The sequence below is a fragment of the Clostridium sp. UBA6640 genome (assembly GCF_002455975.1).
Classification (GTDB): domain Bacteria; phylum Bacillota; class Clostridia; order Clostridiales; family Clostridiaceae; genus Clostridium_J.
The window spans coordinates 16,127-29,564 of record NZ_DKLM01000137.1 but is presented as its reverse complement, the minus strand read 5'-3'; the positions used below and the strand labels follow the sequence as shown (position 1 = coordinate 29,564).

Annotated in this window: 14 protein-coding genes and 3 pseudogenes; 2 read left to right on the top strand and 15 right to left on the bottom strand. The window is 31.4% G+C overall.

The window, feature by feature from the left end; all coding sequences use genetic code 11:
* The 10 genes and pseudogenes from B2W91_RS15035 to B2W91_RS14990 form a co-directional block, all read right to left on the bottom strand.
* The coding region (locus B2W91_RS15035; RefSeq protein WP_291582396.1) for a helix-turn-helix domain-containing protein at window positions 1-708 on the bottom strand (708 nt) is incomplete at its 3' end.
* Window positions 709-1,119: 411 nt separating this feature from the next.
* Window positions 1,120-1,962 carry an EFR1 family ferrodoxin gene (locus B2W91_RS15030; RefSeq protein ID WP_291582394.1) on the bottom strand — a complete coding sequence of 281 codons (843 nt, stop codon included), beginning with the start codon at window positions 1,960-1,962 and terminating at the stop codon, window positions 1,120-1,122.
* Between the two features lie 520 nt (window positions 1,963-2,482).
* Window positions 2,483-3,517, bottom strand: coding sequence for a Cfr family 23S rRNA (adenine(2503)-C(8))-methyltransferase (locus tag B2W91_RS15025; RefSeq protein ID WP_291582392.1), 1,035 nt, complete (start codon window positions 3,515-3,517; stop codon window positions 2,483-2,485).
* A 166-nt stretch (window positions 3,518-3,683) separates the two neighbouring features.
* Window positions 3,684-5,162 carry an Lsa family ABC-F type ribosomal protection protein gene (locus B2W91_RS15020; RefSeq protein WP_291582390.1) on the bottom strand — a complete coding sequence of 493 codons (1,479 nt, stop codon included), beginning with the start codon at window positions 5,160-5,162 and terminating at the stop codon, window positions 3,684-3,686.
* 594 nt (window positions 5,163-5,756) lie between these two features.
* Window positions 5,757-7,010, bottom strand: coding sequence for a serine hydrolase domain-containing protein (locus tag B2W91_RS15015; RefSeq protein ID WP_291582388.1), 1,254 nt, complete (start codon window positions 7,008-7,010; stop codon window positions 5,757-5,759).
* A gap of 369 nt (window positions 7,011-7,379) precedes the next feature.
* Window positions 7,380-8,084: a hypothetical protein gene (locus B2W91_RS15010; protein ID WP_291582386.1), complete on the bottom strand. Its 705-nt coding sequence runs from the start codon at window positions 8,082-8,084 to the stop codon at window positions 7,380-7,382.
* The gene (locus B2W91_RS15005; protein WP_291582384.1) at window positions 8,068-8,595 is read right to left on the bottom strand and encodes a sigma-70 family RNA polymerase sigma factor; all 528 of its coding nucleotides are present in this window, start codon (window positions 8,593-8,595) and stop codon (window positions 8,068-8,070) included. The genes B2W91_RS15010 and B2W91_RS15005 overlap by 17 nt, the downstream gene beginning before the upstream one ends.
* 202 nt (window positions 8,596-8,797) lie before the next feature.
* Window positions 8,798-9,010, bottom strand: a pseudogene (locus B2W91_RS15000) (23S rRNA (uracil-5-)-methyltransferase RumA); the annotation flags it as partial.
* A 50-nt stretch (window positions 9,011-9,060) separates the two neighbouring features.
* A pseudogene (locus B2W91_RS14995) lies at window positions 9,061-9,432 on the bottom strand (transposase); the annotation flags it as partial.
* A gap of 32 nt (window positions 9,433-9,464) precedes the next feature.
* The gene (locus tag B2W91_RS14990; RefSeq protein WP_291582399.1) at window positions 9,465-9,557 is read right to left on the bottom strand and encodes a transposase zinc-binding domain-containing protein; all 93 of its coding nucleotides are present in this window, start codon (window positions 9,555-9,557) and stop codon (window positions 9,465-9,467) included.
* A gap of 39 nt (window positions 9,558-9,596) precedes the next feature.
* Between B2W91_RS14990 and B2W91_RS14985 the strand changes: the two are divergent.
* Window positions 9,597-9,807, top strand: a pseudogene (locus tag B2W91_RS14985) (transposase); the annotation flags it as partial.
* On the top strand, window positions 9,788-9,913 hold the full coding sequence (locus tag B2W91_RS14980) for a hypothetical protein (protein ID WP_291582382.1): 126 nt from the start codon (window positions 9,788-9,790) through the stop codon (window positions 9,911-9,913). The pseudogene B2W91_RS14985 and the gene B2W91_RS14980, both read left to right, overlap by 20 nt.
* A 72-nt stretch (window positions 9,914-9,985) precedes the next feature.
* On the opposite strand, the gene B2W91_RS14975 is transcribed toward B2W91_RS14980, so the two are convergent.
* From B2W91_RS14975 to B2W91_RS14955, 5 genes are all read right to left on the bottom strand, one after another.
* On the bottom strand, window positions 9,986-10,339 hold the full coding sequence (locus tag B2W91_RS14975) for a hypothetical protein (RefSeq protein ID WP_291582380.1): 354 nt from the start codon (window positions 10,337-10,339) through the stop codon (window positions 9,986-9,988).
* Between the two features lie 342 nt (window positions 10,340-10,681).
* The gene (locus B2W91_RS14970; RefSeq protein WP_291582378.1) at window positions 10,682-11,128 is read right to left on the bottom strand and encodes a hypothetical protein; all 447 of its coding nucleotides are present in this window, start codon (window positions 11,126-11,128) and stop codon (window positions 10,682-10,684) included.
* A 106-nt stretch (window positions 11,129-11,234) separates the two neighbouring features.
* Window positions 11,235-11,873: a hypothetical protein gene (locus tag B2W91_RS14965; RefSeq protein ID WP_291582376.1), complete on the bottom strand. Its 639-nt coding sequence runs from the start codon at window positions 11,871-11,873 to the stop codon at window positions 11,235-11,237.
* 173 nt (window positions 11,874-12,046) lie between these two features.
* On the bottom strand, window positions 12,047-12,526 hold the full coding sequence (locus tag B2W91_RS14960) for an Imm26 family immunity protein (protein WP_291582374.1): 480 nt from the start codon (window positions 12,524-12,526) through the stop codon (window positions 12,047-12,049).
* Window positions 12,527-12,815: 289 nt separating this feature from the next.
* Window positions 12,816-13,418, bottom strand: a complete 603-nt coding sequence (locus B2W91_RS14955) for an SMI1/KNR4 family protein (RefSeq protein ID WP_291582372.1) — start codon at window positions 13,416-13,418, stop codon at window positions 12,816-12,818.
* Window positions 13,419-13,438: the final 20 nt, after the last annotated feature.

Sequence of the window (13,438 nt, the reverse complement as noted above, 5' to 3'; positions counted from 1 at the left end):
TATATAGTACAATCCTTCTTTGCTCTTATTCAATTTTTTACAAGATAGAGCTACATTAAAATATATTCTTTTTCTATATGTTTCGTTATATATTTTATTATTCTTCATAAATTTTAATATATATTCACCTAGATATAAAATGCTAGAATTTTTGTTTAACTCTATATATATTTTCATTTTAGTAAGTAATGATTCAATATATTCTATCTTATTTTGTTCTATTGATGATAAATCTAACTTTTCCAATATATAAACTTCAGCCATTTCATAACAAAAATTATTATAATAAAATTCAATAACAATTTTATAAAAATCATACAATATATCTTCTGGTATATTATATGAGTCAATTATGTTTTCAATATCATTAACTTTTAATTTAAATTTTTCTATTGATCCATTCTCATATTTACTTAATTCTGTTATACCACTTTCTACAATTATTGCAGCTTGTTCTTCTTCACTTAAAAGTAGTTCATCTAAAGTTATATGTGGTAGTGTATATGCTCTATCATCTATTATTTTATTTAAGTTATCAGCAATAACCTCAGCTGCATTAATGCTTAATGCAGCTTTCTTATTTTCAATTGCACTAATAAAATTTCGGCTTATATTTTTGCTAGAAAGTTCTTTTTGCGCTGCTTGTATCATTATCCTTAGTTTCTTTACTTTTTCTCCTGGATGTAAAATTTCATTTTCAAAATACATTGTAATTCTCCTCACTCTTCTGGAAGAAATCTAAAGTTCAATATACAATTTTAATATTTTTTAAAAAATACTCCTTTAACCCTTCTCCATAAACTCGCATAAGAATTACTTCTTTCACTTGTTGCTAATTCTACAAAAATTCATCCAGTTATATCTAATTTATTACATTTATTTAATGTAATTCTACATTAAGATAAATAATCCTTTATTTCCAAAACACCTTTATCATTATAAATTTTTAATTTATAGAAATCTTCGGAATATTTCTTTTGTAGTTTTATGCCATTTAAAAATAAGATAGCTTGATTTCAAATAAAAATTTCTATGTAAAATAAAGCAATCATCTCTCTATGACTGATCTGTGAGATAGTTAAATCCTAGAGAGATGATTGCATTTATAATACTATTACACTATAAATTAATTGAGAAAATCTCCGGCTCCTTACGGGTAGGTCCATATTGTTCTTCTAGCTCATGCATATGATAAACATACCCTTGATCATCAAAATATTTTGCCTGCTGTGGACAGCGTTTTAGGCATGCGCAACATTTAATACATGTTCCTGAAACAAGAGCTGGGTCACTTGAATCAATAGCGCCCATTGGACACATATCTGCACATTTTCCACAGTTAATACAGTTTTCATTTGTTTTAGGCTTTACCTTCCGAATATCAATAGGATTTCCTTTGCGGTCCCTTGGAGTATAATATGCATGTAAAGGCATATTTCCCTTTACCTCAAGCAAATCTTTTATAAGCTCCTTATCCCCGGAAAGATGATGGATAATTTTGGCTGTCTTATCTGCAAGGCTGTCTGCAACCCTTAGGTCTTCTGCATCTGGCCTTCCTGCTGCTAACACCTTAGAAAAAGAGTGTTCACCAATAAATGCCCCTGCAGAAATTGCATAAAACTCATTCTTCTCTAACTCTGTTTTTAATTCCATAAGAGCATCATCATAATTTCTATTTCCATATAACACTATCGGAACAGCCATGGCTCCATTCCCTTGTATAGTTTTTATATATGGAAGAATAAGATTTGGCAGCCTGCCTGCATAAACAGGCAGACCAATTACTACTAAATCTGTTTCGCTAAATACTAATTTTCTCATTCTAGCTTTACAAGCTGTAAAATCAATTTCATTTATCGGAAGGTCTAATGCTGTACTAATTCCTCTCGCAACTTGAGTTACTATTGTTTTTGTAGTTCCTGTACCTGAAAAATACACTGCAAAAATTTTTTCAATCTTCATTATACTATCCCCTTTACTACACACATAGTTCCAATTGTCTAATAAATCACTTAATCTTATACAAACTCCATCATATCAGTAAAGGCTGTATTGCTGTAGGAGCTTGTCCGAAATCCCTTATCTGCTAATTAATACCTAATCTAATATGTGAAACACCAGCCCTATCAAGAGCGCACTTCAAGTATGGATATTCCATTTCTTCAGGGTTACAAAATCGCTGTATAAAAAGAATTCTTACCTCTTTTAATTATAATATATATGAACATTTAAATATATATTCCTTATATGTTAATCACCATATTGTTCCAATGTAAATTAGAAAGCATTTCAATTATAAAAAGCCGCCATGAACTGAAATATTTGAATCTAAATATCCTCAATAGACTATGTATCAAAACCAAAAGTCCCTCAAACCTAAAGTTTGAGGGACATATATCACTCTTCAATATTTAATTGAAAATCTTCAATATCCTTAAAATGAAACTATTTCTTTACTCAAATAGATATTTTTGAACTAACATTATAATTCATTTTCATAACACAACTGTCCGCAAGCAGCACTAATTTCAGAACCAAATTGCGTTCTAACAGTTACACTAATACCAGCTTTCTTTAGTGTGCTGTAAAATTGCTTGATAGTACTTGAAGATTGAAATTTAAAAGTTGTTTTATTCGTAGAATTATAAGGTATCAAATCAATGTGATATAGATGTTTCCATGAACCACGATTTTTCAATAAACCTACAACTGCTTCTGCATGTTCTTTCGAATCGTTAATTCCTTCAAGCATAATATAAGCAATAAACACTCGTCGTCCCGTATGAATGATATGCTCATCTAATGTCTTCATTACCTCATTCAATGGAAATCTTTTATTTATAGGCATTAAATTACTTCGTTGACTTTCAAATGGTGAATGAAGTGAAAAAGCCAGATTCACTTGCGGAAATTCTTTGGTCACTCTTTGAATTCCTGGTATAATGCCAATTGTTGAAATAGTAATTCTTCGTTGACTTAGCCCAAATAATTTTTGATCAGTTAAAATTTTTACTGCATCAAATAACTCTGGATTTGCAAAAGCCTCACCCATTCCCATAAATGAAATACTATTCAATCTATGGTCATTAAAATAGAAATACAGTAATTGGTCAGTTATCTCATCAGCAGTAAGATTGCGTTTAAATCCAGCACTTCCCGTTGCACAAAAACGACATCCAAAACCGCAACCACATTGGGAAGAAATACAAAAGGATTCCCACCCCTGTTTATACTTTAGTCCAACAGCTTCTATTCTTTCTCCATCAGCCAATTCGAATAACAATTTTTGAGCTTGTTTAGAACCTTGTGAAAAAATAGGTATTACACTAGATACATTATTCCCAAACTCATTCACTAAAGCTATTCTTAACGCTTTTGGTAATATATGCATATCATCAAAATTGTCTATTCTTTGATGAAAAATAGCTTTTGTAAGCTGCTCATATCTATAATCAGGTAATTTTAAATTTGATACTATTTGTTTTATTTTTCCATATTTTGTTTTTATCTCTTTCATATAGGCTTTCTCCTCACTATTAATAGTTAAGAAGCAAAGCCATCNNGTATGATTAGCGACTTATACTACTCCATGCAAACGTCGCCCAAAACATCTGGCTTTGCATGGAGCCTATTGTGTATTACTTCTATATTTTCACTAAACATATTAATTGCCATCTCTCCCTTTACAATTTTATTATTTTTGTTGCAACATTTTCACAAAATGCACTATCATGCTCAACGAACAAAATTGTAGGTTCATGTTCAATTAACAATTTCTCAATTTGCATACGAGAAATGACATCAATAAAATTCAATGGTTCATCCCAAATATACAAATGTGCCCGTTCACACAAACTTTCGGCAATCAATATCTTTTTCTTCTGTCCTCCACTAAAATCTTCGATATTCTTTTCAAACTGTTCTCTTGAAAAATCAAGTTTTCTAAGAATTGATTTAAATAAACTCTCGTCAATACAGTGTTTATCTGCATACTCAGATAAGTTACCATATAAATCTGAAGTATCTTGTGAAACATAGGAAATGATTAACTTATTATTCTTTCTTACAATTCCACTATGAGGAATGTCTTCTCCATAAATTAATTTCAATATACTTGATTTTCCGCTACCATTCTTTCCTTGAATCCCAATTCTTTCACCTTGCTCTATAGTGAAGTTTACTCCTTCACAGACAATTTTATCATCATATTCAATTGCAACGTTTGTAAGTTCTACAAGCTTTTTATCATGGAAAGTAAGCGGTGTTATTTTCAAATTTTCATTAGACTCAATATTTTTGAGAAGCTTTGATTTTTCCTCAATCATGTTTTGTTGCCTAGCTTCTATATTTTTAGCACGCTTCATCATTTTTGCAGCTTTATGCCCAACATATCCTTTATCTAATTTACTCCCAGAATTAGTAGTTCCATGCTTGGTACTTTCAACACTATCCGACCACGTAGATGTACGTTTTGCCGAGCTGGAAAGTCTGCTAATATCCTTTTTCAATTTTTCGTTTTCTGCTAGCTCAAAACCATCTTGTAATTCTTTGTTTCTCCACCATGAAGAAAAATTTCCTTTTTGTATTTCAATAGTAGTTTTATTGATAGACAAGATATGGTCAACACAATTATCCAAAAAAGATCTATCATGTGAAATCAGAATAAATCCTTTCTTTTTTTTCAAGTAATTACATAGTTTTTGCCTAGCTTCAGCATCCAAATGATTGGTAGGCTCATCAATAAGCAAGAAGGAGTTCTCCTTCAAAAACATAGCAGCTAATAGCGTTTTGGTCTGCTCTCCTTTAGATAGTGTATAAAACTGTCTATATAAAGCATCGTAGTCCATATCTAACAAAGATAATTCTTTTACTATTTCCCAATCCATTGAATTTGGACTAATCTCCCTTATGACATCTATGGTGAAATTGTTTTGCTCCTGCACCTCATAAGGAAAATATTCAAAAGTCACATCACCTGAAATGTTTCCATTATATTCGTATTTCCCAAGCAATAGATTTAGAAAAGTAGTCTTTCCTCTTCCGTTTCTTCCAGTAAAGCCTAATTTCCAATCGGTATCAATTTGAAAATTTACATTTTCAAAAATATTATCATAGCTACCTTCATAAGCAAAGGTTAGGTTTGTAACATTTATTAAAGACATATTTTTGTCCTCCTTTGTATTTAATAGTATAAATAACAAAGTCGGAACAATAGGCGACCTTGTTATTACTCCATATAAGTGTCGCCTTCAGTATCCGACTCTATATGGAGATTATCATGTGTTAGCAAAGTATCTTTATTTGTCATAATATTATTTTTCCTCCTTATTAGAATTATTTATAAAAAAATAAGAGCCGCAAGAATTAATTATTCTTACAGCTCATAGATATACGTAGTTAAACTAATCATTATAGCATAACACAAGTGTATATATTAAGAGAAAAACGAATAACTTTCTTGCATAAGCACAACAAAAAACAGAATATACCTGTTTATCTTTGTATTAAATGTACTTTAAAAATTAGCAAGAAATTTTAATCATTTTTTCACCTCAAATTTCATTTTCTTATCATTATACCACAATACATCTAAAAGGTCAATAAAAAGTGAATCAAGAAAATCTATTTCTTCTCTATATTTGCAACACACTCTACATGTAAAGTTGATTAATCCACTGAACATAGCTTCTAGTTTCACAGGACGCACAAATTACAGTCGGAGAAGTGCCTAAAATTGTGGATTCCTATATAGTTTTCTATTTTTTCATAAATCCAAAAAATTTAAAATTGCCATCTTCGCATTCCGTAAGCTCATAAGGATTAGTTTGTGCAGACCACTTCCTTGCAAATCTATTCTTTCCTGCCGGATATAGCAAGTGATGTACATCTCCATTAAAACGCACAAATTCCAATCCTTCTTCTCCTAATTCCAAAACTATCTTGTCTTTATAATATACTCCTTCATATTTCGAAAGTGCAGCTCTGTCTAATTTAACTTCAGGAATTCTTTGCGGTTCCTCTGTTTGTCCAGTAAAAAGAATCTCCGTAATAGCATTACCAATCTGATAATTATTTCCGCATTCCAAATTGGATAATACAACAACACAGATATCATCATCATAAAAATCTTGCCTATAGGTCATAACACCTAAATGATCTCCTCCGTGATAGAATCTTGTCCTTCCATACACTTTATCCTTGTTTAATCCATAGCAGTAGCCTTCTTTATTTTCAGTAAAAAATCGATTATACGTATTATATGATAAAAACACTCTGTTTTTCATACAGTAATACCATTTGCATAAATCTCCAAAATTCGATAGTACAGCTCCTGCACCCACACTGAATTTTTCATTATAGTACTGGCACCTTACTATTTCATTTCTATCCATCTGGTATGGAAAGGCCTTGTTCTTTATAATAATATGTCCATCATCCAAAACAGTATTTTTCATGCCAAGAGGATCAAAAACATATTTTTTTAAAGCGTCACCAAAATTTGTCCCAACTATATTTTCAATTGCCCATGCAAGTATGTTGTAGTTTGCATTATTATATTCGAATCGGCTTCCGGGTTCAAAACTTAATGCCCTTTTTATGAATTTATTAAAGAACTCCTGACGATTGAAAGTACTTCTATCATAAATCTGAAAAAAGTCATCCTCCCAGTTATAGAACTGGTGAAGTCCTGAAATGTGTGATAGCAAATGATGAGCTGTAATCCTGTCATCAATGTGAAATTGCTTTGGTAAATAAAAATTTATCGGTTTATCAATATCTATCTTTTTCTGATCATATAGTAACATTACTAAAAATGCAGTAAACTGCTTAGACATTGATCCCAGAGTATAGCATGTATCTTTATTGTTTGTAATACCATATTCATGGCATGCCATACCAAATGATTTATTAAATATAATCTCACCTTTATTCAAAACACCTATTGTACCTGAGAATGGCCATATTTTTGTATATTTATCTAAGTATTGATCTATAGATTTAACCTTCATAAAAATCTCCCCCTTTTTAATTAATTTTATATTAGATGGATGAAGAATGAAATCACTGAAACCCCATGTAATACTTTTTTAGAGAGCATTATATGCATTGTTACTTATTTATTCATCCAAAAGTCAATAAAGAGTGAATCAGTAAAATCTATTTCTTCTGTATATTTGCAACTCACTCTACATGCCTTGAGAAGAGAATAAGAACGCCGTTTTGGCTGTAGTACATGATTATGAAAAAGCTATATCTTGTGGTTTTTTTACCTAAAAGATAGCTTACTTAAAACAATTTATTTATTATGTTATTTCTTTTATCACATACAGTATGTTCTCATTTTTTAATTTATAAGGTATCATTAACCTTAAAAACTTCTACTCCATTATGAAATCAAGTTCCCAATTACCTTTTATTTCTATAGGCGCATCAGCTTTTTTATGTCCATAAAAAGATTCTATTATTAATATATACTTACCACCTGAACTTAATTGTTTTTTATTAATAACTAAGTTTGCTATAAACTTTCTGTTACTTAAATCTTGGCTTTCTATTTCTGTTAATAAGTTATTCTCATCATCAATTTCGAAGCTATAATTCTCCTTTGAAATTGATTCAATTTGAATTTCTCCATTATTAATTTCATTATCTGAACTATCAGTAATTTTAAACTTACCTATGGTTAAAGCTTCAATAACATTAAATGGAGCTTCATTTATATTTTTTAAAGTAACTTCTATTGGCAATAATACCTTGTTTGATTCCACAATAGAATTTGATACTTTTATATCAATTTCTTCTGTAGCTTGTACATACTCTGCTCCAGTTATAGCACCATTCCAATTAGCAATATCTTTGAAAAATCCTTTTATAGAATTTGCTAAAGTAGAATTATTTACTGCAATTAAACCAATTGATAGCACAAGTGCAGCTGCTAACCCTGCTACTCTCTTAATGTACTTATTCATTTTATTTTCCCCTTTGATTTCTGAACTCGCTTTTTGTATTCCTATCTTACTTCTTTCATGTAACTCCTTTGGAATCTCAATGTTATCTAATTCTCTTTCAATTATCCTTTTCATAAAAATTAACCTCCTCAGCTTTTTTTCTAAGTTTACCTAATGCTCGGTATAAAATAGATTTTCCAGTCCCTAACGGCAGTTCTAATATCTCAGATATTTCTTTAAAGGTATACTCATAATAATATTTTAGGATAACAATACTTTTTTCATTTTCATTTAATGTATCCATAAGTTCATTTAATGTTAATTTAAGAGGAGTATCTTCATCATAAAACTCGGTATATTCTACATGCTCTGGATTTAATTCAACTACTTTTTGCATTTTTCTTATATGGTCAATTGCACAATTAATTGTAATCTTTGTTAACCATGTTTTAAAATACTCTGTATTCTTTAAGGAACTCAAATTTTTGAATGAGCGGTAGGCTGCTTCTTGAATTACATCTAAAGCATCTTCTTTATTTTTCACATATAAAAAAGCAATTCGATATAATTCTTCTTCATATGTTTGAAAAAGCCTTAAAAATGCTTTGTCATTACCCCCTTGAGCTTTTTTCACCAATTTATCCATATTAATCACCTTTCACCTTACTTCCTTTGTCTTTATGTTTTACACTTATTAGACGACAATAGTTTCAGTTTGGCTTAACAATTTAATAAAAAAATAAAGAGTAAAATAAAATGCTAAATTATCATTCTTATTTTACTCTTTATTTAAATATACAATAAAATATATTATTTGCTTAGAACAATTTAAGTACAAACTCTCCTTATTACTTTCTACTTAACAACACACAGCATTCCACCTGTGCCGTCTGTGGAAACATATCTACTGGGTGTACTTCTACAGTTTCACAGTCTAGGTCATTTAGAATTTTTAGATCTCTTGCAAGGGCTGCTGGGTCACAGGATACATAGACTATTTTTTGTGGTGACATTTTAGCTATTGCGTGGAGCAGTGATTCTTCGCATCTTTTTCTTGGCGAGTTTAGTTCTATAATTTAAATTTACTTAAGATCTAATTATGAACTGTACCTTATATAATTCTTTCTTTCCAATTCTTTTTCTTTTCTACCTCTTTCTTTTTGTCTCTAAGCAATTTTTCTATAGACATTTGCTTAATAAAATTGTATAGATGCACTATTTCTTTAGATATTTTATTTTTTCTTCTTGAATATAGCCCATATCTTCTAACAGTCTTAAATCCTTTAGGAGATATATGTTGAGTTATTTTACCTATGAATTCTAATACATTCATAGTAACTCGTATTTTATGTCCGTCATCATGATCCTCATACCAAAACGTAATTTTTTCCCCATCATATTCTTCTATTCTATATTCTGCTATCGCAGCCCTTGCAAGATATCTACCTATATATTTAACAGCTTGTCTTGTATCACCTAACTTTCTCTTAGCATATTTTTTTGTTGCCTTTCAGCCTATTTTAATGTATAAAGTCTTCCACATCTATTGTAAAACTTCCTTTTGCATGTAAAAGGAAGTTTAGTTACACTACCACAATCCTCACAAATGTACTCAGCAAATCCATTTTTAATATCACTGCAACCAATAGGCTTATTTATACTACCAATGTCATCGAAGGATTTAATCGGCAGCTCCGTAAGGTACAAAAAGCAAGGCCGTATTTCCGACAGACGACAGCCTGCTAAAATGCTGTACCTGGCAACCATGGATATCACTAAGAAATGGACTGGACACCGCCAGGACTGGGGACAAATTCATTCCCAGCTTGAGATATTTTTTGAAGAACGCTTATCCTAAAACATGGTATTTAGGACTGCCTAAGGGAGTTTTACTTGACAACCCTAAAAACAGTTTTATAATACAAGCATGGGCAAGAACCAGCGAAAAATTGCCTTGCCCATAAGTAACTATTAAAATTTTATATCAGTTTTTTGCATTTGCACAGACTTTGAAACGGTCTCGCAAATATTAATAACTACAATTCTACTTCTTGAGTTTTAACAGAATTTGCTACAATCTCTAAAATAATTCTATTATCTGATGGCTCATAAAAAGTTACTTGAACAGCTTCGGCCACTTCTTCTTTGGTTCCTCCGCATTCTAATATATCTGCAATTAATTCATCTAATAAATCTGACTTATTTAAAATCCTAATATCACCTATTTCTTGATTGGTTGATTGTCTGTCTTTTAGTCGCCAGCATTCCTCAAAAATTAACTTCAATACTTTTGCATTCCACTTTTCTATTACAATTTCAGCTTCATTCCTAAATATTTTTATACTTTTGATAATGCCATCAGACAAACCTAAATGATTTAAATTATCCATTACTTCCTCCTGCCTAATCTGGAAAATCTTCTCCGGGTAAGATAGAACTATTAATAGCAACAACGGAAGTATCGTTAGCATCGCAGTAACGGCGGCCTCCCCGTTTATTCCATAGCCACTCCGCCAAAGCCATTAAATCCAGCATACATAAGCGCAGTAATGACTGCACATTCCACAAAAGCAAAAATCAAATTTCAAAGAACCCCAATCATTATTCATTGATACCCACCTCCCGAAAATATAAAACTTCCATATTACCGCTCAATAAAAATTTTCTATGGCCTTGTTTTCTTCCCTTTACAGGAACTACTGCTCGTTGTCTTGCAGGTCATACTTTTAAAACTACATAACATGAAGATCTAAAAAAACTAAAGTTATATGATTCTCATCAATTTTCTTAATATAGAATCTGGCTGTTAAATCGCTTAATTCTCCATTTAAAGGGACATAATCATAATGCACCATACCTAACAAACTTTTATCCTTGAAGTTCCAGTCAGTGCTCACTTCAATACCATTTATTATTTTATCCTTCTCTTTATTATCGAAAATCGAAGTAACTTTATAATCCGCAAAACCAAACATATCTTTTATTTCTTCCCGAGTATGGCCAATAATACCATATCCATATACAGCTTGCTCTAATAAGTCAGGTGTCCATGCTCCCTCCTTATCAGTGAGAAACATAGCAAGTGCTTCCTCATATTTTTCAACAGCTAACAGCTCATTCCACTCAATAATTAGATTTTTTATTTTTTGTTCATTTGCATCAATAGGTAATATCTGCATTTTATATCTCCCTTTCGCTAAAATAAATTTCCCGTACCTTTGTTTTAATTCGTCTATAAGAGCGAATACTCATAATGTTCACCTTTTATCAATAAGGCAAATTAAATCAGCCCAACAAACGGGAAATAATCAATTCCAATTCAGCGTTTTCCTGCTTGAGAATGTCGGAAGAATTTTCTCCTACAACTTTTGGTAAGTGATTTCTTTCCCCTTTTTTCGTTGGCGTAGGCGGTGCAGGCTCGCCATCCAAAATGTGGAGAAGCAACATTCTGTCAGATGGATTTATCTGCTTAACAGCTTCTTTTACTATCGGATATATATTTTCCGCTAATAATCTCTGCATAACTCTAAACTGTCCGAATAGCCGTCCTTTTTCCGGGACATTCTTTAGATTTGAAAGCAAAAACACAATTCCGTTCATTTTATGAAAACATGCTATATTTACAATAATATCTACAACATGCTCCATCCACGAAAGTTCAAAACACCAATCATCTAACATATTTATAAACAATAAAATATCATTAAGCGAAAATAGCTGAGGATTATTCAAAAATTCATCTTCTATGTCCCAAAAGTCTTGAAGAGTATCCATATCATCTCCCTCTTCATCAAAAATTGCCACTTTTTCCGTATGTACACCATTGAAAAAGTCCATTTTTTCTTTTAAAGACATGGTTTTATATGTACCGGCTTTATAATCGCTAAATTTTTCAATCAGCTCTTCATAATCAATATCATTCATTTAACAATCTCCCATTCCGATTTGCTGAATTGCTCCTTCTCCACCAAAGGCGTACTAAGCAAATTATAAATTTCCTGTAGCTTTGTTTTTAGTTCGCCTACAGGAGCGAATGCTCATTTTGTTCACAATAAATCATCGAAAATGAAGTGAACAGTTATGCCATTAAGCAAAATTCAAATCTTAGAAGCCACGATTTCCTTTATATACCAATCACCTCTTGGTGAAAGAACTGGATAATAGGACCGTTCAGATGCACTTATTGATTTCTCATTTCCCCAAATATCTATTATTTTACACCATATATCAATGCCAAAGGTGAAATAAACATTGTCTACATCCTTGGGGATATATTCCTCCTGATGTCCAATGATTCTCCATTCCCCTTCAATTTTTCGGTCAAACAAACCATACGAATCCAAAATCAATAAATCAATTAGTCGCGAAGATTGCTCTATACCTTGTTCATTGATGTGGGGTTCCGATGATATATAATCAAATATTTCTGCAACATGTCCTGTCATTATTTTTGCTATAATTCTTCCAAAACAATAAGTTTGCTCGTTAAATTGAAAACAAAATATATCTCCGGGCTTTATAAAGCGCAGCATTGTCCGAGGTTTTTTATCCCAGCCCCATATTTTTATTTTGGTCATCTATAAATTTCTCCTATCTCCGACTTTCATATTTCTAAATTTGAGGTTTATCCACCTATTATATACTATGAAAAATTTAATTTCCTGTAGCTTTGTTTTAATTCGCCTACAGGAGCGAATGTTTATAATCTTACCGAAAAATTGGAGTTTCACGACTACACATAATGCTCATTTTGTTTGCCATCACTACCCAATAAAACACACTACAAATTTTGCTTCAGCTCATAATAATTCCTCCCAGCTATGGGTCTTATTATTACATCGTTGTCATATACCTGTTTTGCTTCTTTTATTCATCAGATAGGCTTAAGAAATCCAGTGTACTATCAATCACTTCTGTAATGCTATTTGCTACATATATAATTCTATCGGGGTCATGAATGTAGCAAATAATCTGCCCAACCTCACCTTTGTTAGCTGGAGTGAAATCAATCATTAAGTAGATGCTACCAGACGCTTGAGCAAAGGGTATCCATTTCTCATTGAACAAATAAGGTTTTATTCTTTCATCCGCCATATTTGCTATGTCTTGTTCTGAAAAATATTCAGGGAAGTCACTTAGCAAGGCATTTTTATTTTGAAAATACTCTTTTTTCGCAGCTATCTCTTCAAGTGATAAAAGTGTAAAGTGAAATTCACAGGCACCAATATCTATAAAGAAAATATCGAAAAACTTACTGCCATTTTTATATTGAAACAGAGCTTTTAAATCAGATGGCAATGTAACATCAAATTTTTGCTCAAACGTCTGTATTTGCATTTTAGTCGCTCCGTTTACTTCTTGGTATTCTTCAAAATACTCTTCGCCTATAGGGTCATCAATCTCTAATTCCTCAAAATTCTCACACACAAACTTTTCTATTTGATTTATTTTTCTTATCAAATCTACCATGTTACCCCCTATTATATAAA

Excerpts from the sequence above, each read along its gene's own strand:
- B2W91_RS14960 (WP_291582374.1), bottom strand. The coding sequence starts at position 12,526 with ATGACCAAAATAAAAATATGGGGCTGGGATAAAAAACCTCGGACAATG.
- B2W91_RS15030 (WP_291582394.1), bottom strand. The coding sequence starts at position 1,962 with ATGAAGATTGAAAAAATTTTTGCAGTGTATTTTTCAGGTACAGGAACT.
- B2W91_RS15005 (WP_291582384.1), bottom strand. The coding sequence starts at position 8,595 with ATGGATAAATTGGTGAAAAAAGCTCAAGGGGGTAATGACAAAGCATTT.
- B2W91_RS14975 (WP_291582380.1), bottom strand. The coding sequence starts at position 10,339 with ATGGATAATTTAAATCATTTAGGTTTGTCTGATGGCATTATCAAAAGT.
- B2W91_RS14955 (WP_291582372.1), bottom strand. The coding sequence starts at position 13,418 with ATGGTAGATTTGATAAGAAAAATAAATCAAATAGAAAAGTTTGTGTGT.
- B2W91_RS14970 (WP_291582378.1), bottom strand. The coding sequence starts at position 11,128 with ATGCAGATATTACCTATTGATGCAAATGAACAAAAAATAAAAAATCTA.
- B2W91_RS15020 (WP_291582390.1), bottom strand. The coding sequence starts at position 5,162 with ATGTCTTTAATAAATGTTACAAACCTAACCTTTGCTTATGAAGGTAGC.
- B2W91_RS14965 (WP_291582376.1), bottom strand. The coding sequence starts at position 11,873 with ATGAATGATATTGATTATGAAGAGCTGATTGAAAAATTTAGCGATTAT.
- B2W91_RS15025 (WP_291582392.1), bottom strand. The coding sequence starts at position 3,517 with ATGAAAGAGATAAAAACAAAATATGGAAAAATAAAACAAATAGTATCA.
- B2W91_RS15015 (WP_291582388.1), bottom strand. The coding sequence starts at position 7,010 with ATGAAGGTTAAATCTATAGATCAATACTTAGATAAATATACAAAAATA.
- B2W91_RS15010 (WP_291582386.1), bottom strand. The coding sequence starts at position 8,084 with ATGAAAAGGATAATTGAAAGAGAATTAGATAACATTGAGATTCCAAAG.